We start from the raw sequence: 20,720 nt of genomic DNA, 5'->3' as shown, positions 1-20,720 counted from the left end.
ATCAACTTCCAGAAAGAATAAATAACAATATACATATAAAGGAGTGTCAGGATGCCGTGAATATTCAACTCACCCCGCAAGCAGAGCTGAAGCTGAAGGAGAAACTTGGGGACAAACCGGGCGCAATCAGGCTGATCTATGACACGGAGGGATGCGGATGTGCCGTCAACGGCTTCCCAGGCCTGCGTATTGTGGATGAGCCGACGATGGAAGATATCGCTGTCGAGACAGGCAGCCCGGTGCCGTTTATCATGAACCGCAAGCAGGCCGTTTTTTTCGAAGAGAAGATGAGGCTCGACGCCGATCCAGCCACCTACTCCTTTCGCCTGGACAGCAGCGGACAGAACTACGGTACCAACATTCAAGTATTAGATGCCAGAGCATAAGAACAACAAATAAACAATAGATACAAAGGAGAGAAAATCGATGGAAAAACACCTTAACAGCATTCTGGAACACAATCGCAGCTTTGTAGAGAATAAAGAGTACGAATCCTACCTGACAGGGCGTTTTCCTGAGAAGAAACTCGTCATTATCACTTGTATGGATACACGATTGGTTGAACTGCTACCTAAAGCGATGAATTTCAAGAATGGTGATGTCAAAATCATTAAAAACGCCGGCGCGATCATTTCACAGCCCTTCGGAAGTGTGATGCGAAGCGTCATGGTTGCACTGTACGAGCTGCACGCCGAAGAAGTCATCGTAGTGGGTCACTACGAATGCGGCATGGCTTCCTTGAACGCCGAGGACATGATCCAGCATATGAGAGACCGCGGCATATCCGATGAAGTGTTATCCACGCTGGAAAACTCCGGCATCCGGTTATCCAAATGGCTTCGCGGATTCGATAACATTACGGACGGCGTAAAAAATACCGTAAACCTGATCAAAAATCACCCACTTCTTCCTCCAAACGTACCCGTTCATGGCATGGTCATCGACCCCAACACCGGCGCGCTGGATCTGGTCGTAGAAGGTTACGAGAACGAATAACTCAATCAAAGTCAAATGGAAGCACAAGCGCTTACGCGTTTGTGCTTTTTTAGTCACAATTTTGCCAAAAGCAGAGAGAAAGCCCCCTCCCCCGGTTGTCAAACCATACAGTTTCAGTGTACACTTTTTAACAACCGGACCGATAGGCGAATGACCATCCACGCTTTAGCGTCCACGATATGCGTTTCAAAGGGAGTTATGTCCATGAATACGTTGTCATACGGCTTGTTAGGCTTACTAGCAAGAAGAGAATCATCAGGATATGATTTGATGCTTCGAATACAGCCCTTTTGGCAAGCCAAACACAGTCAAATCTATCCCTTGCTGTCCAGCATGGAGGAGAAGCAGCTATTGTCCTCGCACTGGGTCCAGCAAAGTGATAAACCGGACAAGAAAATCTATGCGATTACAGAAAAAGGCATGCAGAAGCTGCGTGAATGGATGTACCAACCTATCGCGCCTGCAGTCACCAAGGATGAGCTTTCTCTTCGGACCTTTTGCCTGTGGCTGACGGAGATCGGCATCGCCGTCGATATTTTCGAGGACCGCAGAATTGGGTATTTGGAGAAAAAACGTTATTATGAGCAGATTTTAGAGGGAATTCCGGAGGATACTCGCGAGATTGGAAGCAAGGCTTTCAGCAATTATGTACTCGCTACCAAAGGGTTGATGATGGCTGAGACCGAGCTGAAATGGTGTGATTGGGTACTGGAATTACTGAGACAGCAGCAGCACACAACAGCCTCAAAACATGGTCGTACAAATTTTGAAACCTTATCGTGACTCGTCCGTATTACTCTTTATTACTCTAAATTTACTGGGAGGTTCGACAGAACACGATGAAAAAAGTATTGACTATTCTTGTAGCGATTACATTGTTCTTTGTAGCACTGACACCTGATTCCGCAGATGCCCGCAGAGGCGGCGGAGGTTTCAAATCCGGGACCAAGACATACAACAGCACTCCGAAAAAGAATAATAACAATAATGTTCAACAATCGAACAACCGTTCCAATACGACAGGGGCGGCCGGCAGCACGGCAAAACGCGGATTCTTCAGCGGCGGCAGCTTGATGAAAGGACTTATGATCGGTGGTCTAGCTGGTTTGCTCTTCGGCAGCATGTTCGGGGGTATGGGCTTCATGGGCGAAATCATGGGACTCCTCATTAACCTGATCGCTATCTGGGCTTTGATTATGATCGTTATGGCTGTTGTACGCTCCGTGAAGAATCGTCGTAAACAAAACGAACCTCGCGACAACAACAATAACAATAATCGGTACTAATCCATGATTTTGAGCATGGACGAAATCGTCAATGCAGTCTGCCTTCATCAGGCGGAGCGCAGAGGCGTCAAACCAACCGATGTATCGCTTGAGCTTAGCTGGGATGAAGATACCGGATATACAGGTGAAGTATGGGTCAGCGGTAGGAATCAATATTTGATTGAGGCTAACCTCATCGAAGCCATTCTCCGCTACCTGTACTCCGAGTACAATATCCGCGCTTACAGCGAACAAGTACGACTTGAGCTGGAAGACGAAATTATTGCCATCGTTCAGCAATAACCTGATGAATCGATAAAGCAGCCGCTTCGCTACTATGCGAAGCGGCTGCTCTTTGATTACAAATAATAGGATCAGTTCGTACAGCGCGCAAAGGTTCCGTCCAAGAAAAGCGCTTCAATAATATTGCGCCCCTCTCCTATTTATCATACGAGCAATACGCACGCATCATTAGCTTCGCTCAGTGCCTTTGCCTGTGTTTCTGCCCGGGTTAGGCGACTCCAGCTCTTTCCGCTTGCCCGCCTTATGCCATTCCTCATACTGTCCACCGATCTGAAGGAAGGATTCATGGATCATATCCGTCATTTCTTGGATTTCATCCTTGGTATACTTCAAATGGGTGTTTACATTATCCACCTTGTATTTTTGCAGAAGCTTAATATGGGCAATCGTATGAATGGTATCCTCCAGGATCCAGAAGATCACTTCATCGGTATCCTTGGTCCTCTTGCTGAGCATCTGCACGCCTCTCTCATACATAGCGAGCTCATAGTCCTGCTCTCCAACCCGAACAACCGGACTCAAATCACCTATATAACCTTCTTCAAAAGGTAGAGTGGCCACTCTCTCGTATTCAGAATCATACATGGAAGTCTTATGAAGCAGATGAAGGATTCGATCAATCATTTCTTGTTTCGTAAGCATATTGGACATCTCTTCCCCCTTTTGGAGCCGCGTAAATGACGCAGGATTGTTTACGATCTTACCAAGACAAGGGCTCTGAGTTCTTCCAGAATATCCAGCGGTTGGTTTCACAAATCGGGGCTGTGCCAATACTGTACTCATCCCGGACGCCGCTTGCCAGGTTAATCCGGTGCAGCATACCGCCATAGGTGCCGACCAGCAGGAAATTCTCATCCGGCGTCGCGATCAGCCCGGAAATTGTACTTCCTACAAAGTAACGCCATATTTCTTTACCCTCATAATTGATATAACGGAGGTATCCATAGGCATCGCCAAGAATGCCTCCCTCCTTCAGCGCGACACCGGCGTACACGCGCATTTCTTCATTTATCGGCAGTCCTTCTGCAAAGGTTCCCGTTTCTACAGCATCCAGCGGTACAGATATCGTATCCCCATTGTAAAAATGGCAGGCATTAAACCACACGGAACGACCATCCTGCGTGAACAGGCTATAATGCGGATAACTGGAATGCGGCTCTATTCTGTACAACTGCTTCCCTTCCAGGTCCATCAGTAGATGCTCGCTGGACTGGCTGCCATATGCCAGCCACCTGCCATCCCGCGAGATTGCGCCGTGAGCCATATCGATTCTGGTATCTTCAAGCTCGTCCTCTCGAAGCTCCCCGGCATCCGGATGCATTAATTGCGCCTTCGAGTCTCCCAGCAGGTAAATGCCATACGCGCTAACGAGCAGAACCTGCCGCCCATCGTTGAACGGAATGATTTCATCGAGAATATCATAAGGTCTCTCTTCGTCAGCCAGTGATTCAAGATCCTTGAGATCAGCCTTCAGGCGGCTGCAAATATCCTCCCATGTAAACTTCGCAACCAATTGCCCGTTCAAGGAAGTATCCGGCAAAAATATCGTCCGCACCCCATTCTCATCGGCTACTGCCAAGTACTGTCCATCTGCGGAACTTCCTGCACAGCCGATTCCCGTTAACTCGGTTATGCCATCATTACCTACGACATAGGCGAACCGTCGCTCCCATGAAGCTCCAGTTTGCAGCAGCACGTGACCATCTTCCCATGCATATACGGGCTTCACCGCCTGTGTCTCCTCCTTGAACTCTCCTGTCAATGGCCAGGACGCGGGCGGCAGCTCTTCGCGAAGCAGAGCCGTTTCACCGGCTTCATTGGCGGAAGCGATCATCTTAACCACTTCTTGGGCCATGGCCTGGCGCCGATCCTCTTCGATCGCAGGCGGTTCCTCCTGCCAATAGGTCTCCATCCCTATGCGTACATATTCATTAACGTCGGCGGCATAACGTTTGCCTTCCGCGCGCCACTCTTCCGCTGTTTTCCGGTCCAACCAACTCATTCGCGGTCCCCCCTGTATGTATTTATGTATATCGGTTTGTAATGGAAAGCTTCTTCAACGATTTCCTCTGGCGTCAGATCTTTTTCCGGCCAAAAAATCAAATTGCTGATGTCGGGGTGGGGTACATTCCGCTGCAGCAATTCGATCCATTCCTCCACCTCTTCTTCGCTGCCTTCTCCATTATACAGTCTTGTCACCAGATCAACGATCTGCGCTCTCGTTAATTCGCTCATGTACGGCTCCTTTCTTGTCATCGATCCAACGCCGAATAAATTCCTTCTCAGACTTATTCAACCGTTTAAGTGAATTTTCAAAAAAATACAGATACTTGGAATGAAGTTGTTTTAGCTTCTCTATTTCGCCAACAGAGATAGCTTCCTTAATTGCATACGTTAGTTTCCCATAACTATCTACGATAATTTCTGATCTTAGAATAACATCAATCATTAACTTCCCTTTGGGATCAGCTGCCTTCGTTTTTTTCTCCATCTAAGATTTCTTTACTCCTCAACCATTTCCTCATAAATTTTATGCGAAAAACGCATAAATATCAATATGCAATTTTCGCATAAACTAAACTTTGCATGGGTGATATATGATGTATAAACGAATTCGAGGACTACGCGAAGACAGAGATCTGACACAACAGCAGATGGCGAATTATTTGCACATTTCTCAAACCACATACTCTCGATACGAAAGTGGAAATTTGGATGTACCTAGCTCAGTATTGATCAAACTAGCGGATTTCCATGACGTAAGCATTGATTACATACTTGGCCAGACTGACATTGCAAAGCGTAATCACAGCAAGAAAGAAAAGTAACACCAAGATCATGGGTGGGGGCTATTTCTCATTATAAACATATCAACGCTGTTCGTGGTGCGACTTTGCTTATTCCAACAAAGATGAGCATCATATCGAATGCTCGGATTATCCCCCCCGTTACAGGGGAATTTCAAGTGTAGTTAGAAACAGAAAAAGCCGAGTCTAGTAGACCGGCCTTTCTTTCGTTTTGCATTTATTCAAATGCTAATCATTGTTCAATTTTTTGCCTACAGCTTTGGTTTCAACAGGCACGGTTATTTCTAATTCCTTAATATATTCCTTCTTAAACCCGTTTTTTGTGTTGCTGATATAAGGCTTTATGGTTATTGCCTTCGGGATGTGTGTAAACGGCTCATACATTGTTTTTGAATAGATGCCGTATTTCTTCGGGTCCTTGGAGCTGCCTCTGGCACCGATTGGTTTCATGGAAACACCTTGATCATCCACCAGTTCATATTCCATATTCAGAAAACCTGTAGTCAAATATTTTTCAGGAACAAGATTTAGGTCAGCCTTTACATTGATAACTACTTCAGTCGTAATGGGAGTAAGTCCAATTTTTTCGATCGTTAACTTCAGGTTGTCATGCGTTTTGGATAAACCCGGGTCCTCGACATAAAAGGTATTCGATGTGTTCTTAACAACAGGCACGTTGAAATTGAAAGGTTCTTTGATTCCTTTAATTATCAATGTTACAGACAAATGGAACGTTTCGGGGAATGGGGCGTTTTCCTCGGCGTAACTCAAATCCTCCGTAAAGATCAGTACAGAATCTTTTTCCCCCGTAGCGCTCATTCCAGCTGGTAGAGTCTCTCCTTGATATTCCATGTAATAATGTTCAATTCCCCGAGATGAAAAAAAATGACCCTCGGGCCTTATGGGTTCATACAGAGGCTCTTCGAAGTTCTTGCTCGATTCACGGGTGGCCACCATCGCTACCCGTACTCCGTCATATATGACATTCGTAATTTTCATGGTAACCCCATCATGCGTATCCTTGATGTCGACCGGCGTAACGAACCCCTGACTTTCAGCAGTCTGCAAGCCGGCATCCTGATTTTGAAATATACTGCCGATCAAGGGGATTTGCCGGAGAGATTGCGCAAGGGCTGGTGAAATGAACCCGGATGCGATGACGGTCGACCCCAGAACGGCAACAGTCAAAGCGGATAACAAAGCGATTTTAACTCCCCGGCCTCTCTCTCTCCTTATATAGCGGCGTCTTGCAGGCATCTCCATATTGACGATGGTATGGTACGTCTCGTCGATCCGGTTTCGAACCATTTCGGGCATTTGACTTTGTTCCTTCCGTTTCAAGGTTTCCATTTCGACTTCAAAACGCTCCATAATTCAACTTCCTTTCCCGAGATTGATCTAACGATGCAAGAAGGATATTGCGAGCCCGATACAGGCGATTTTTTACGGCGTTTACTGATATGTCGAGGATGTGGGCGACATCCTTAATGGGAATATCCTGTAGATAGTGCAGTACGACGACAATTCGAAGGGATTCATCCAGCTGATCAACTGCTTCGCGCAAATCGATTTTTTCATACTCTTTGACATCGGAAGATAGGACATGAATGTCTGCCATCGTTTGGGTACGAGCTCTCTGTCGTAATATCTCGTTGCATTGGTTGATCAGTATGCGACATATCCACGTTTTGAAATAAGCAGGTTTTTTCAAGCCATATATGGCTTTGTAGGCTTTCAGCATCGTTTCCTGAATCGCATCTGCACAATCCTCGTCTTGTCTGAGCATTGAGCGGGCAATGGAATAGAGGGTTGATTCTACTCCTTGCAAGAGTCGAATAAACGCTTCACGGTCACCCGTTTGGGCCGATACGACCTCTTGCTCCATTTCTGATAACAATTGAACCTCGCCTCTTTCTTCTATGATTTTTTCAGTTTGCTTATATTTATTAGATCGCGAATCTAGACCAAAGGTTAGATTCTAATTACACGGGTTTTCATGTTGCGAAGGGATTGCAGGAATACATGACATTACAGTAGTAAATTAAGTAAATGCGGCCCTTTTTGATATAATTTAAATTTTGTCAGCATTGGGGCCGCCTATGGATGTGACCTTATCCTGGAAGGAACTGAGCTGCTATACAACAGAGAACGCGACAAGAACAATGATTGTTAGCTGGTTCAAACAAAATAAATAAAGAGCTCGATTGAAATGATGAGATCGCCTTGTCCTTTGCTTCACACTCTGGGACAGGGTGATTTTTTATGATATGTCCATTCGTCCCGTCTATATTAGGTATCATTGACCTGTGCTGTGAGATTGTCGATAATAGTAGATAGTAGAATAAATTCACTATCTTCAAGGGATTGGAGCTATGTAATGAAATATCATAATCTGGAAGAATGCATCATAGATCTGGAGAAACATGGCCATTTGGTTCGTATACATGAAGAGGTTGATCCACATTTGGAAATGGCAGCCATACATATGAAGGTCTATGCCGCAGGCGGCCCGGCGCTGTTATTTGAAAATGTTAAAGGTTCAAGGTTCCGCGCGGTCTCCAACCTGTTCGGTACGATCGAGCGTAGCAAATTCATTTTTCGGGAAACCTTCGAATCCACACAAGACGTGATCGCGCTGCGCAACGATCCGATGAAGGCGCTCAAAAATCCGTTCAAATATATCGGGACGGGATTAGCAGCTAAAACCGCGTTACCTATCAAAAAAACGGGGGCATTGCCACCCGGATTTCAGGAAATCCAAATTTCCGATATGCCGTTAATTAAGCACTGGAAGGATGATGGCGGTGCTTTTGTCACGCTGCCTCAAGTCTATTCGGAAGATCCGGAGAAGCCGGGCGTCATGAATTCCAATCTGGGCATGTATCGGGTGCAGCTCACAGGCAACGAATATGAAATAAACAAGGAAGTTGGCATCCATTACCAGATCCACCGGGGCATCGGCATCCATCAAGCGAAGGCCAATAAATTGGGGCAGCCACTTAAAGTAAGCTGTTTCATCGGGGGTCCCCCTGCGCATACGATTTCAGCGGTTATGCCGCTGCCGGAAGGCATGAGCGAGCTAACCTTTGCCGGCTTGCTGTCCGGACGCCATTTCCGGTACAGCTATGTTGACGGTTACTGCATTAGCCACGATGCGGATTTCGTCATTACAGGGGAAATCTGTCCAGGTGAAACCAAGCCGGAAGGTCCTTTTGGTGATCATCTAGGCTATTACAGCCTTGTCCATCCGTTTCCCGTCATGCGAGTGCACAAGGTCTATGCCAAACAACAGGCGATCTATCCATTTACAGTCGTTGGAAGACCTCCACAGGAAGATACGTCCTTCGGCGAACTGATTCATGAGCTGACTGGCGGGGCCATCCGGCAAGAAATCCCGGGTGTCAAAGAGGTTCATGCGGTGGACGCTGCTGGGGTACACCCCTTGCTCTTTGCCATCGGCAGCGAACGCTATACCCCTTATCAACAAGTGAAACAGCCGGCTGAGCTTCTCACGATTGCCAATCGGATATTGGGCACGGGCCAATTGAGTTTAGCCAAGTATCTGTTCATAGCGGCCGAGGAGAACCAAACCTTAGACACGCATCAGATCGAGGATTTCTTGGCCTATATATTGGAACGAATCGATCTGCACCGGGATATCCATTTTCAGACCAATACTACGATCGATACACTCGATTATTCCGGGACCGGGCTTAACACCGGGAGCAAGGTCGTATTCGCGGCGGTCGGGGATAAAAAAAGGGATTTGTGCCAAGAGGTGCCTGAAGCCTTGACGGATCTGCCCGGATACTCGCCAGCCAAATGGATCATGCCCGGCATTGTCGCGATCCAGGGAGCCCCTTTTACGAGTTATGCCGAAGTGCGGCAGGAAATGGAGCGTCTAAACGAGACGATCCGTGCGAGAGGTTCCCTCTCCTCCTGTCCAATGATCATTCTGTGCGATGACAGTGAATTCATGAGTGCGACAGTAAGTAATTTCCTGTGGGCAACCTTTACGCGCAGCAATCCTTCCCATGACATTCACGGCGTGAACAGCCGCTATGAGCATAAGCATTGGGGCTGTGATACGGTCATTATCGATGCCCGTACAAAACCGCATCAGGCTCCGCCATTAATACCGGATGAAGAGGTTGAACGCAGCATCAAGCGTTTATTTGCGGACGGAGGCAGTTTAAGTCGGATTCAGTTACGTTAAACCCAAACGAGCTTTTAGAGTTCTTCTAGCAGCCGCCTATAGGATGAAATAAAAAAGGGCTGGTCCTTAGTCATATTGACTTTGGGATCAGCCTTTGTTTTTCTTATACGGGACGTTATATGGATGATAGTTGGTTCATCATGCGCAATCTATTAAAAGCGTCCTATGTCAGCACCCTCAGCACATCCTCAATCTTTTTCCCATGAGAGATCACCCCATAATTCATCCAGGTCAGAAAATCAACCTCATACACGCAGCCGCTCCTAACTGCCGGAAGTGATCGCCATTCTGGGGCATCGAGCAAACAACGTTCCTCGCCTTCCCAGGAAGAATGACGCTTGTCAAACGTAATAAACAGATGATCGACATCCAGCAACTTCAGATATTTCCTGGACAAGATCGCATTCCGGGCATCCCTGGACAACTGCTGAACAAGTGGATGCGGGGTCAGACCCAGATCCCCGTACAGGATTGGCCCCGTATACCCGTGATACGGACCCGAATATAAACTGATTCCAAGCGCCGATATACGAAGACAGGCCACGGTTTGGGCATGGACAGAGCGCTTAAGGAGTCTCCTGGCTTCACTAGCTTTATATTCGTATTGTGAGATGACATCCTGCACTCGGTCCTTCCTACCCAGCAGGTCCGCCGATTTACGCAGTGTCATGCGCCAATCCTCACTCGCATGCGGGAACTCATACGTTGGAGCTAGCCGTCCCAAGCCGTCGTCAGACATCCAGCGCCTGAACCCCCTATCCATCATAATTAAGTCCGGCTTGTGACGAGCAAGTTCATCGATATCCTCCTGCTCAATATCAATTACAGGGACATCATGCAGACCAAGGTAATCCTGTCTCCCCCATCTGTAGTGAGCGCATTGCACGACCGGTGTTATGCCGAGGGCTACCAGAAAATCTTCAAGGAATGGCGCAAATACCCGCATCTTCTCCTGATGACGTTGACGGCGATATTGTCCGGGAGAAATCCCCACGGTTTGTTTGAATCGACGATTAAAATAATATTCGTTGTTAAAACCAACAAATTGTGCAATATCCAGCAGCCGATCATCTGTCGCCAGCAGCAACTGTTTTGCCCGGTCAATCCGGACCCCGTTCAGATAATCAAGGGGGTACTTGGTCGTGATCTTTTTAAAAATCCGAGTATATTGCCAGCGTGCAACGTTCGCAAGCTCTGCCAACTGCTCCACAGTCCAATTATTTCGATAGTGCTCTTGTAGATGTTGAATCGATTTCTCAACAGCCTGGCGCATATTCGTATGGTGAGCAGCGTTCTGATTCTGCCGATATAAAAACAGCATGAACGCCTGAAAACGCACATGAATGTCGAAGGATTCCAACTCGCTATAGGTATCGCGCTGCCGATAAATGCCCTCCAGGTATTCAATACATTGAGAGAACGGGAGACATGACCATTCGGCCTGATGCTGGTACGGAGCAAATTGAGGGTTTCGTACAGGCAATGCCTGTCCAGAGGGAGTTCCCTCCATCCCCCAAAGTTCATAGGTTAACAGATAGAAACCCATGCCGTCCGTTTCAGAATGAATACGTGCTGTTGAGCCGGGGGTTATGTGATAACTTCGACCTTGCCGCATGTGAAACTCCGTTTCCTCCAAGTGCAGTCGCCCCGTGCCGGCCGTCAAAATCAGCAGTGTGTGCTCGTTGTCAACCAGAATTTCTTGCTGCCAACCCATAGATTGCGTATGAAGCTGAATATCCTTCAACACATAAAATAAAGAAGTTCGGTTAATCGAGCTGGTTTCCGCCTTCATTTCATCTACCCCTACCCGAGAATCTATTCATACATAGTGCAAAGAAACAGAAAGCTCGTCAACGCCGTTGACAGCTTCCTGTTTCTATTCCAATACGGAGATCATCTCCTTATTGGACAAACCACTTCAAGAGATCGTCGGCTTTCATCATATTGGCTTTAATTGCCCCCGATTGCCAGTGGGTTCGATCCGCTCTGTACACATGACCGTTTTTGACGGCGGGTACAGATTTCCACAACGGACTGTCAAATACCTGCATTGCTTCTTGATTCTCTTCCGAGTCCCAGCTGCCGTTCGAAGGCAAAATAATGATATGGTCCGCATCTAACTCCGGGATTTTCTCTTCGGATAGAATAGCTTGAAAATCGGTCATGTCACGCGCAAACGGGTGTGGAGTCAATCCCATTTCTTTGTAGATATTGCCGATAAACCGGTTCTCGATACCAAACAGGGCTAGCGTTTTATCTCCGACATTTAACCGGAGCACCGCCACGGTCTCTTCCCCGACAGCTTGTTGCAGTTTCATCCTCGTTTCCTCGATTTTCTTATGATAGTCGCTCAACACGCCTTCGGCTTCCTCAGGTATGCCAAGCACATCCCCTATCGCTTTCATAATGTCCGGCGGACTTTGTAAAATAGACTCGGGCAGCCGATACGTAGGAGCTATTTTGGAATAAAGCTCATATTTTGCCGAATCTGCTGCTCCGTCGACAATGATCAAATCCGGACTTGCCTCCAGCAGCGATTCTATACTTCCCGTTATATCAAAGGTCGGGACTTCCAGCCCCAAGTAATCCTGTTTCCCCCAGCTTGGATGATACCACTGTACAACAGGTGTAACTCCTAAAGCCAGCAGATAGTCCTCCAGATAGATTCCTACTACCCTCTTCGGATTTACTGGTATTTCGACCTCACCGAACTCATCCTTCATCATTTTGGTATCAACAGCCCCTTGTTTTGTCTCGTCCTGAGCGACCTGTTCCCCAACCTTTTCCGTGAATTGCCCGGAAGGTGCTGCACCCTCCTTGTCCTGCGGTGTTCCGCATCCAGCCAGAGCAATCACCAGTACAAGTAATGCTATCATCCATCGGGTATTCTTAGGATATGACCTTGCCATAAATCGTTTCTCCCCTTGCCTGTTGTTAAAAGGTACGAAAGAGATTTTTTATTTATACTGATTATGATAATCATTCTCATTTCGTTCAGGAACATTGTATCTCACTCCATGTGATCAAACAATACATTTTCTCAAATCATTTCTTATACAAACGCGAAATAAGAGCTCCCTGTCAGGAGCCCTCTTCTCTTCCTAAATAAATCTCAATATAATGATTACTATATCTACCTGGGAGGAAGAACATGTTTCCAATACTAGAGACTAAACGTTTAACGCTGCGGGAAATCCAACATCAGGACGCTGAGGCTATCTATAGCTGCTTCTCGAATGATGAAGTCACTCGATATTACGGACAAGACACGTTGACTACCCTCGAGCAGGCTCATCAAATCGTTGAGCTCTTCGCAAACAACTACAAGGAGAAACGCGGGATTCGATGGGGAATCGAAAGGAAAGACGCGCAAGGTCTCATTGGCACGATTGGATATAACGTATGGTCTCCGCGGCATAAGAGGGCCGAAATCGGATATGAATTACATCCTGAATTCTGGGAGCAAGGATATGCAAGCGAAGCTGCTTCCGCCGTCATCGCATATGGTTTTCTGGAGCTTGGCCTGACGCGCATCGGTGCCGTTGTTTTTATGGAGAACCAGGCTTCCCACGCGCTGCTGACCAAACTCGGTTTTGAAGCGGAAGGTATCCTACGCCAATATATATATCAAAATGGCGTGGCACACGATACGCGGGTGTACTCATTATTAAAAAACTAGCCACATTCGCGTTTGGGGTTCTGCATAAACCTCTCTAGTTTCATTCATCCGGGGATTCCTTGGCATCCAGAAACGGTTTGTTCACAAAATAATACATAAAGCCCATCAAGAGCACGCCGCCAACCAAATTTCCAATCGTTACCGGGATCAGGTTATGCAGTACGCCCTCCAGTGAAATCGTGCCGGGATGATTCAGCACAAGCGCAATGGCAAAGGTGCACATATTCGCAACGCTGTGCTCATATCCGGAAATGAAGAAGCAGAATACAAACAGCATCATGGCAAACATTTTGGCCCCGTCGCCCTTCAGTGACATCGGGATGAAAAAGGCAAGGCATACGAGCCAGTTGCACAGAATTGCCCTGAAAAACAGCTGCACTGTCGGGGTGGTCATTTTGTGCTCAACCACATCGAGCAGGAATCCGTTCACGGATGAATCCATAAATAGTCCCGTTAAGAAAATCAGCAGCGCAAACGTGCACGCCCCCAAGATATTCCCCGCGTAGCTGAAGACCCACAGCTTGACGACCTCGAGCCACCTTAGTTTCTTCCGCAGAGCGGCATACGTGTAGTAGAACGTGTTTCCCGTAAACAGGTCCCCTCCCCCATACGCGATCAGAATGATCGCCGCGCCAAACGTAATGGCGGCCATCGGGTAAGTCAGGGGGGAATGCTCCAAATAAAAGAAGTTGCCTGTCTTAAACGCAACAATGACGCCAAAGCCGATAAACATGCTGGCGAGCATGGAACGGGCGATGTAACGAAGATGGCTTTGTTTGAAGATTTTGTGTTTTTTGAGAGCTAGCTGCTCCACCTTGAGTAATGATTCGGTTTCCATAATTCCTCCTGAAAAAGTCGGTTCTATATAGATTACACGATTTTTCCAATAATTCATATCACCTTATGTATCATTACCCCATTTTCCCCGACGAAACATTCATGTTGAGCAGAACTCGATTTCAGTCCCGGTATCAAATCTGATATTTCATCTTCACAGAATCGTAACCCAATGCCGCTTAGCTTCCACTATCATGGGAAGATAAGTCTGGCACACTTGTTTGATGCACAGCGCATGTGGTAATTAGTTGTTACAAAGGAGAGGATACAACATGAACTTGAAACAACCAGCAAAAAAAGCAATCATCACCTTGACTATGGCAGGAGTCCTCGGCGTAAGTGCTATCGACGTAAATCATGCTGTTTTTCCGCTGCAGCAAGCAGAAGCTGCCACGGCAGCAAATGCCGGCGATTATGCTGCAGAGTACGCGCTTAAGACACTCAACAGCTTCTATAAACCTGCATTAAAGGGACAATTCCCTGGTGCCGTCAGCGGTTTAACGATCGGTAAAAGCACAAAGCAGGACGTTTATAAAGCAATTGGCGAGCCTTCCGTGGCAGGCAAGGATGCCGATGCCTTCGATGTATACGGGGCCAACATGGGGAACCCGGGCTACGCCTTTTCCTATAAACTGAATAAAATTCGAGAGATGCGATACTTTGGCACGAACGTGGAACGACAAACAAATATCGGCGGCATCACCATGAAAATGCTGAAGCAGAACTGGTTTGCACCGAATGCTACAACCACTTTCAAAACCGGAAAAGTCAAGCAAACCAAGCTCACTTACAACCGGGGAGATTACAAATTGGAGTTCATCTTTAACAGTAGCACAGAGCTTGACCATATTAATCTGCTGAAAAAATAACCGTGATTAGAAACTCTTACTTTCCTAATTTATGGTTAACCTGTCCAAAAACATCGGAAAGGCCCGGTCTCTTAGAGAGCCGGGTTTTTCTGATACAGCACCCATTTCTTACATCAAATACTGAAACAACATATCATCCAGCCACTCCTGGCTGTATTCCATCCGCTTAAATCCAGCAGCTAGCATATCCACCTGTTCCCTTAACACTTGAGACTCATCGGTCCCTTCCCGATAGCGGCTCAAAAAATGCAGAAATACATCCACCATACGCAAGCTTATGAGAACCGGAATCGCGACAATCTCCTCTGCGCTCAGTTGAACGCGGCTGGCAAATCCTTCGCAAAACTGCTTTATGGCCTTCCTCTCGTCCGCGATTCCCAAAAATCCCGAGATGACAACCGCAGGCTCCATCGCTCTCACATCCCGTGTGCAAAATTCAAAATCAAGCAAAGCGGTGACCGTATGCGGTTGCTCTGCGTTTACCAGCAGGTTCGAAAAGTTCAGATCGCCATGAACCAGCTGTTGGGGCAGACTTTTTAGAGATTCAAGGCTGTTGCAAATATCGGCGTATGCTTCTTTTAGTATATGAAGTGCCTCTCCTTGATCCTTGAACTCCAATGGCGGTTGCTTGCAAAAATCTAGAATGAATACATCGCTGCATGCAGGATAAGACTGAAGCAGCTCGTAATAAGGCGAATACACCGGCCTCATTCCGATTGAACAACCCGCAAGGGCATTTACCAGTTCCCCCGTCTTCTCCCCGAAAGAATACGCTGCTTGAGTGCTGCCTTCTTCCGGACGTTCTCCTTCAATATATGCAAATAGGCAAGCATAACGATCACTCCCATCCTGAACCTGAACCATCCTATCGCCAGACACGGAAGGAAGAGGAGCGGGAATCTTAAAGCTCAGCGGAACCCGCTGCAGCGATTCCAGAACGGCAAACTCAAATTCGATTCTTGCCTTATCTCGATGTGTATTATAAATGCGCATGACCGAGCTGCGCTGCTCGTTATGGATAAAATGGGTCGTATTGTTCCAGCCTGTAGGACCATCAACCAGTTCACCGTTCCACTCTGGCCAGTGCGCTTGCAGAAGAAGCTGAATCATGTTTATACCTCTCTTACCTTTTCAATCATAAGTTATATAAAGTTATATCGAATGGTTTATCATTTTGGTGCAGCTTCTTCCGCTTTCGCCACGATGACCTTTACGCCAAGCTCCTGGATCCGATCCATAACGTGCTGATCTGCCTTCTGATCGGTAATTAACACATCCAGATCTTCGACGGCGCCAGCTCTGGCAAAGCCATCCTGTCCGAGAATCCGATGCGTTGCCATGCCAATTCTGCGGCGGGATACGGCAGAGACCGCGCGTCCAAAAGCGGCAACTTCAGGAGTAGCCACGTATATTCCCTCATCGGAAATACCGCCTCCACTAACGAAACTGATATCAAATTTAAATTGACGAATAAATTCGTTAGCAAGCACGTCTGTGATATTTCCGGAAGGTTTCACCCGTCCACCAATCAAATAGGTGTCAATCCATTCGCGTTCGCGCAGAGCTTCTGCTACACGCATGCAGTTGGTCACGATTGTCAAGGGCATTTGCTCCGGAAGATGCTTCAACAGTAAATAGGTAAGCGAGCTGCTGCCAATGAATAACGTATCTTTTTCTCGGACGTATGAAACGGCTAATTGAGCAATGGCGTTCCCTTCCGGTGAGCCTTCACTATACCGCTGTTCCGGAGCCACGGGCGGCTGCCTGACTTTCATGGAAGGGATGGCGCCTCCGTGCGTTTTCTGGAGTAAACCTTGCTCCTCCATCATTGTCAAATCCCGACGAATCGAATCAATCGATATTTCAAATCGCTCGGCCAAGTCCTTGGCAATCACCCGTTTATCTTGATGCAGCAAAGCAAGAATTTTCTGACGACGTTCCTCGGCAAACATTCCTGATTGATCTTGCACCATACTCTTATCCTCCTGTTTATTCCAAAGTTTTCCGCTTTACACCTCCATTATATTCGTTATTGTTCCGTTTATCAAGCATTTCCCTTCTGTTTTGTTCATTTATATGCATTTTTAGGCGCGAAACATCCTTGGAAGACGCTCCATCATCACAATACAACCGATGGCATATTCTACCTCTTCTCCCTAACCACACGGAAACCGCAATTGCCCGTCGAACTGTCGGGTGTATTCCCGCTGCGTGCCGCGACTCGATAACGGTTGCAATAGGATCTGTGACACAGGTACGAACCGCCGCGCATCGACCTTCTGCCGGTAGACTCACCAAAGAACGGATGGGTGGCCGAAGTCACTTGATGATAGGACGGGCTGAACCAATCGCCGCACCATTCCCATACGTTGCCGGACATGTTATATAGTCCGTAACCATTCGGTTTATAGGCATCCACCGGCGCTGTACCGATGTATCCGTCGCTTGCGTTATTTTTAACTGGAAATTTACCTTGCCATATGTTGCATTGATGTTCTCCGTCCTGTTTCAGTAGATCTCCCCAAGGATAGGTTCTGCCCTCCAAACCGCCGCGCGCCGCATACTCCCATTCCGCTTCTGTGGGAAGCCGCACGCCAGCCCAATAGCAGTATGCATTTGCATCGTTCCAGGATATATGTACGACTGGATGATCCATCCGGTCTTCGATGCTCGAATCCGCCCCCTCGGGTGCAGCCCAGTATGCACCCTCGACCACCAGCCACCAAGGCACTTCTTGCGGGACTTGTGCAACTCTTGCCTTGGTTTCCTCCGAAGCCAGCAGTTCAAATACAAACGACCATCCAAAATGCTCCGCTTCCGTGACATAACCGGTTGCTTCCACAAAGCGTTGAAACTGTTCGTTCGTAACGGCATACGGTGAGATCTCAAATCCGGAAACGGTTACGCTGCGAGCCGGCCCCTCGCCGTCACGCGGAAAGCCTTCTTGCGAATTCGTGCCCATCGTAAACGTCCCTCCAGGGATCGTGATCATGTTGGCATGGAGCTCAGGATGAGACTGGTCTTGATATTGGCCTTCTCTTATACTGCCTTGATGATCCTTCTGATCGGCTTCTCCCAACTGCACTTTCGCTCTTACGCCAGCGCAGCAAGAATGTTGTTCTCCCATGCTCGGTTCCTCCTATACTTAACCAGTCCTATGCTTGATACAGAGAACAGGACAACCACTACCGGAGCGGTTATCCTGCTTCACTTAACTATCATATTATACGAATTCCTGCGGGTGGCGGCGCATCAATTCCGGAACGGCTTCCCCGCGGCCTGTGTTCTTCAAACGTTCGATATACCGGGGCAGATGACCTTTGGCATGGTAAGGTCCTCCCTCCTTCATGACCGTCCACAACGGGTCCACGTCAAACGGCATCGTTGACATCATATGATCATGCCATTCATTCAGAAGGTATACGGCCTCTCTGCAAAGATCCGGTCTTTGGGCTGCCCGATTGTCCTGCTCGTGGACATCCTCGGTGATATGGAACAGCATTTCTTTGTCAAACAGATGATAGCCGTCATGATATGTTCGAATGTAGAGCCATTCTCCAAACCGCACGCTTCGCTGACAGACATGGGCGCATTGAGAGACCACCAAATACTCCCTGCCGCTGCCTTTTCCGCTTCGCAGGCTCTTCGCATAACTGATGCCATCCCAGCTTCGAACCGGTGCAACGTTCAAATATTCCGCCATCGTAGGCAGAAGATCCAGATGATAGTGCAGATCGCGATCCGATATCCCTTTCATGATGCCAGGTCCCCGGATAATCATCGGGATGCGGCAGGTTCCCTGATCCGCTGTGCCATGTTCACCATAAATCCCAAGCTCTCCCATGTTCTCGCCATGATCCGCTGTAATGATAACGATCAGATCATCCATTACTCCCTTGTTCTCCAGCAATTCAAAAATGGCGCCGATGTGCTCGTCCATATGCCGAATGCCGCAATCATAGCCATCCACCATCGTCCGCAAATCCTCCATCGTCCTGATCTCTCCGGGATGACGCGGAAAATCAGGGGAAACTTCACTATTATACATGTTAATTTCGTTCACCCCATGCGGGCCAACCTTCTTCTGATGCTCCTGAAGCACCTCTTCGGTAATCCAATCGGGAAGCGGCTCATGTTCGAAAGGATTTCCCAGCGACTGGGGTGCGCGATATGGTGTGTGCGGATCCCAGAAGTTCACATAGAGCATCCAGTTATCTTCATCGGCATTACGATCCAGCCAATCCAGCACGACTGGAGATACTTCTTCTGCCGACTCCAAGCCGCCCTTACCTGTATTATACATTTCATTGAAGCCCGCGTAGAAGGTCCAGGCGGAATGTCGTTCTCCAAACGGACTGATCAAGGCGGTTTTCATGCCGGCCCGGCGGAATATAGCGGGAAAACTCTCCGACCCCAGCTTGTCGCGGAAGTCCCTGGTCATGCCTTCATGCCGGACATCAGCAGCCGTGCCTCCATGACCCACAACACCGTTATGAATGCCAAACTTCCCCGTCATCAGCGCGGTTCTTGAAGGGAAACATGGAGCATCCGAGGTATAGTAATTGTCAAAACGCACGCCTTCCGCCGCGATTCGGTCAATATTCGGCGATGTATTCCGATGATAGCCATAACAGCCTAAATGATCCGGCCTGGTCGAATCCAAATCCAGTAATAATACTCTCATATCGTCATCGTTTCCTTCCTCTTGTCGAATTCACTTACCCTTCCTTAGGACTCATGTCAGCGTTTACAATAATCCTGCAATTGTCTGAAATTATAGGCTACTCATCTATTCGTAGTCGATGTACATTTCATAAAAAGTTGTACGATTCTACTCCATTTTCAATTAGGAAGATTATTAAAAACTATGAACAGCTACTCATCAGAAGTATTATTGTGCTAGGCTATAGGTATAAAATCACTACGGGGTGTTGTTCTATGATCCAATTGATGAGCGTAAATTTTGATGATTACATTCCGAATTGGCGGACACAGCTGGAGACGATTGAGTACAATGTCCTGGTTGTGGTTAGAGAAGGCAAAGTGAAATATGAGATCAACGGGGAAGAAATCATTGCCGAAAAAGAAGAAGTGCTCTTTATTCCCCGATCGACGCGCCGCAGCGGCAGCAACTGGAATGGCATTCCCCATCAGAAACATACCATTCTCTTTACATTGGATCATCAAGGTTCCACAGGCATTCCATTTTTGGATGCGGGTCAATGCATGAAATTCAATCTATCCCATATCCAATATGCCTACCATCGTTGCGAGCGCTTGTACGAGGAAATGCGGGGAGGCAAAAGCTACCGCACCATGATCTGTCAGGGCATTATGCAGGAGCTCATCGGCACGTTGGCCCGTGAACTTGAGAAAACCGAGCTGGCACCCAGCAAACGTAACTACGCGGATACCATCAAATCGTTTCTGTTGGAGCATTACCGCGAACCGATCGAAATCGATGGATTAGCGAAGCTAATCCATCGCTCTCCGAGCTATACTGCAGCCCTCTTCAAAGAGGTGTACGGTCTTTCCCCGATTCGGTATATGCATCAGCTGCGCGTGCTCGAAGCGTGCAGCCTGCTGCTACATTCGGACATGACGATTGCCCATATCGCCCACTATTTGGGTTATTATGACACGTCCTATTTTTATCGGATGTTTAAAAAATACACCGGCCTGTCACCCTCCGACTATGTGCAGCAGGGCGATCAGTCCGATGTTTCATTGCTGCTCTCTTAATTCCCC

The 20,720-nt window shown here is 47.6% G+C and carries 23 protein-coding genes; 10 read left to right on the top strand and 13 right to left on the bottom strand.

Going from position 1 to position 20,720, the window contains the following annotated elements:
- Window positions 1-56 precede the first annotated feature (56 nt).
- The 5 genes from MKY48_RS12695 to MKY48_RS12675 all read left to right on the top strand — a co-directional run bounded on the left by MKY48_RS12695 (window position 57) and on the right by MKY48_RS12675 (window position 2,564).
- On the top strand, window positions 57-386 hold the full coding sequence (locus MKY48_RS12695) for an iron-sulfur cluster biosynthesis family protein (protein ID WP_076321117.1): 330 nt from the start codon (window positions 57-59) through the stop codon (window positions 384-386).
- A gap of 40 nt (window positions 387-426) precedes the next feature.
- Complete coding sequence (locus tag MKY48_RS12690; RefSeq protein WP_090911712.1) at window positions 427-996, top strand: carbonic anhydrase; 570 nt, start codon at window positions 427-429, stop codon at window positions 994-996.
- 204 nt (window positions 997-1,200) lie between these two features.
- Window positions 1,201-1,779 (top strand): PadR family transcriptional regulator, encoded by a 579-nt coding sequence (locus tag MKY48_RS12685; protein ID WP_113056814.1) that lies wholly within the window; start codon window positions 1,201-1,203, stop codon window positions 1,777-1,779.
- Between the two features lie 56 nt (window positions 1,780-1,835).
- The gene (locus tag MKY48_RS12680) at window positions 1,836-2,282 is read left to right on the top strand and encodes a hypothetical protein (RefSeq protein ID WP_076321114.1); all 447 of its coding nucleotides are present in this window, start codon (window positions 1,836-1,838) and stop codon (window positions 2,280-2,282) included.
- A gap of 3 nt (window positions 2,283-2,285) precedes the next feature.
- Window positions 2,286-2,564: a YxcD family protein gene (locus tag MKY48_RS12675; RefSeq protein WP_076321113.1), complete on the top strand. Its 279-nt coding sequence runs from the start codon at window positions 2,286-2,288 to the stop codon at window positions 2,562-2,564.
- Between the two features lie 168 nt (window positions 2,565-2,732).
- Here MKY48_RS12675 and MKY48_RS12670 read toward each other — a convergent pair whose 3' ends face one another.
- Genes MKY48_RS12670 through MKY48_RS12655 form a run of 4 tightly spaced genes read right to left on the bottom strand, consistent with a single transcriptional unit; the run spans window position 2,733 to window position 5,055 of the window.
- Window positions 2,733-3,215: an immunity 63 family protein gene (locus MKY48_RS12670; RefSeq protein ID WP_339293051.1), complete on the bottom strand. Its 483-nt coding sequence runs from the start codon at window positions 3,213-3,215 to the stop codon at window positions 2,733-2,735.
- A 49-nt stretch (window positions 3,216-3,264) separates the two neighbouring features.
- The gene (locus MKY48_RS12665) at window positions 3,265-4,566 is read right to left on the bottom strand and encodes a PQQ-binding-like beta-propeller repeat protein (protein ID WP_339293050.1); all 1,302 of its coding nucleotides are present in this window, start codon (window positions 4,564-4,566) and stop codon (window positions 3,265-3,267) included.
- A complete protein-coding gene (locus MKY48_RS12660; RefSeq protein ID WP_339293049.1) occupies window positions 4,563-4,799 on the bottom strand; it encodes a bacteriocin immunity protein in 237 nt (78 codons plus the stop codon). Before MKY48_RS12660 ends, MKY48_RS12665 begins: the two co-directional genes overlap by 4 nt.
- On the bottom strand, window positions 4,768-5,055 hold the full coding sequence (locus MKY48_RS12655; RefSeq protein WP_339293048.1) for a hypothetical protein: 288 nt from the start codon (window positions 5,053-5,055) through the stop codon (window positions 4,768-4,770). The genes MKY48_RS12660 and MKY48_RS12655 overlap by 32 nt, the downstream gene beginning before the upstream one ends.
- Before the next feature lie 109 nt (window positions 5,056-5,164).
- Between MKY48_RS12655 and MKY48_RS12650 the strand changes: the two genes are divergently transcribed.
- Window positions 5,165-5,392 (top strand): helix-turn-helix transcriptional regulator, encoded by a 228-nt coding sequence (locus tag MKY48_RS12650; protein ID WP_076321108.1) that lies wholly within the window; start codon window positions 5,165-5,167, stop codon window positions 5,390-5,392.
- A 207-nt stretch (window positions 5,393-5,599) separates the two neighbouring features.
- Here MKY48_RS12650 and MKY48_RS12645 read toward each other — a convergent pair whose 3' ends face one another.
- Both MKY48_RS12645 and MKY48_RS12640 read right to left on the bottom strand, forming a co-directional pair.
- Window positions 5,600-6,742 (bottom strand): DUF4179 domain-containing protein, encoded by a 1,143-nt coding sequence (locus MKY48_RS12645; RefSeq protein ID WP_339293047.1) that lies wholly within the window; start codon window positions 6,740-6,742, stop codon window positions 5,600-5,602.
- Window positions 6,729-7,268: a sigma-70 family RNA polymerase sigma factor gene (locus MKY48_RS12640; protein WP_339293046.1), complete on the bottom strand. Its 540-nt coding sequence runs from the start codon at window positions 7,266-7,268 to the stop codon at window positions 6,729-6,731. The genes MKY48_RS12645 and MKY48_RS12640 overlap by 14 nt, the downstream gene beginning before the upstream one ends.
- A gap of 480 nt (window positions 7,269-7,748) precedes the next feature.
- Between MKY48_RS12640 and MKY48_RS12635 the strand changes: the two genes are divergently transcribed.
- Window positions 7,749-9,587: a UbiD family decarboxylase gene (locus tag MKY48_RS12635; RefSeq protein ID WP_339293045.1), complete on the top strand. Its 1,839-nt coding sequence runs from the start codon at window positions 7,749-7,751 to the stop codon at window positions 9,585-9,587.
- A 163-nt stretch (window positions 9,588-9,750) separates the two neighbouring features.
- On the opposite strand, the gene MKY48_RS12630 is transcribed toward MKY48_RS12635, so the two are convergent.
- Window positions 9,751-11,379, bottom strand: coding sequence for an AraC family transcriptional regulator (locus MKY48_RS12630; protein ID WP_339293044.1), 1,629 nt, complete (start codon window positions 11,377-11,379; stop codon window positions 9,751-9,753).
- Between the two features lie 109 nt (window positions 11,380-11,488).
- The gene (locus tag MKY48_RS12625) at window positions 11,489-12,496 is read right to left on the bottom strand and encodes an ABC transporter substrate-binding protein (protein WP_339293043.1); all 1,008 of its coding nucleotides are present in this window, start codon (window positions 12,494-12,496) and stop codon (window positions 11,489-11,491) included.
- 242 nt (window positions 12,497-12,738) lie between these two features.
- Between MKY48_RS12625 and MKY48_RS12620 the strand changes: the two genes are divergently transcribed.
- Window positions 12,739-13,266 (top strand): GNAT family protein, encoded by a 528-nt coding sequence (locus MKY48_RS12620; protein WP_339293042.1) that lies wholly within the window; start codon window positions 12,739-12,741, stop codon window positions 13,264-13,266.
- A gap of 40 nt (window positions 13,267-13,306) precedes the next feature.
- On the opposite strand, the gene MKY48_RS12615 is transcribed toward MKY48_RS12620, so the two are convergent.
- On the bottom strand, window positions 13,307-14,104 hold the full coding sequence (locus tag MKY48_RS12615; RefSeq protein ID WP_215160060.1) for a formate/nitrite transporter family protein: 798 nt from the start codon (window positions 14,102-14,104) through the stop codon (window positions 13,307-13,309).
- A 271-nt stretch (window positions 14,105-14,375) separates the two neighbouring features.
- Here MKY48_RS12615 and MKY48_RS12610 point away from each other — a divergent pair, with 271 nt between their 5' ends.
- Entirely contained in the window at window positions 14,376-14,972 is a 597-nt protein-coding gene (locus MKY48_RS12610; protein WP_339293041.1) for a YjgB family protein, read from the top strand.
- Between the two features lie 108 nt (window positions 14,973-15,080).
- Here the strand turns inward: MKY48_RS12610 and MKY48_RS12605 are convergent, their stop codons facing one another.
- The 4 genes from MKY48_RS12605 to MKY48_RS12590 all read right to left on the bottom strand — a co-directional run bounded on the left by MKY48_RS12605 (window position 15,081) and on the right by MKY48_RS12590 (window position 19,656).
- Window positions 15,081-16,082, bottom strand: coding sequence for a phosphotransferase (locus tag MKY48_RS12605; protein ID WP_339293040.1), 1,002 nt, complete (start codon window positions 16,080-16,082; stop codon window positions 15,081-15,083).
- A gap of 59 nt (window positions 16,083-16,141) precedes the next feature.
- Window positions 16,142-16,924, bottom strand: a complete 783-nt coding sequence (locus MKY48_RS12600) for a DeoR/GlpR family DNA-binding transcription regulator (RefSeq protein ID WP_339293503.1) — start codon at window positions 16,922-16,924, stop codon at window positions 16,142-16,144.
- 191 nt (window positions 16,925-17,115) lie between these two features.
- Window positions 17,116-18,099 carry a formylglycine-generating enzyme family protein gene (locus tag MKY48_RS12595; protein ID WP_339293039.1) on the bottom strand — a complete coding sequence of 328 codons (984 nt, stop codon included), beginning with the start codon at window positions 18,097-18,099 and terminating at the stop codon, window positions 17,116-17,118.
- Window positions 18,100-18,195: 96 nt separating this feature from the next.
- A complete protein-coding gene (locus tag MKY48_RS12590; protein ID WP_339293038.1) occupies window positions 18,196-19,656 on the bottom strand; it encodes a sulfatase in 1,461 nt (486 codons plus the stop codon).
- Between the two features lie 254 nt (window positions 19,657-19,910).
- Here MKY48_RS12590 and MKY48_RS12585 point away from each other — a divergent pair, with 254 nt between their 5' ends.
- Window positions 19,911-20,714 carry an AraC family transcriptional regulator gene (locus MKY48_RS12585; protein WP_339293037.1) on the top strand — a complete coding sequence of 268 codons (804 nt, stop codon included), beginning with the start codon at window positions 19,911-19,913 and terminating at the stop codon, window positions 20,712-20,714.
- Window positions 20,715-20,720 lie beyond the last annotated feature (6 nt).

This window comes from Paenibacillus sp. FSL W8-0187, assembly GCF_037969755.1.
Lineage (GTDB): Bacteria > Bacillota > Bacilli > Paenibacillales > Paenibacillaceae > Paenibacillus_AQ.
This window is presented reverse-complemented; position numbering and strand designations above follow the sequence as displayed.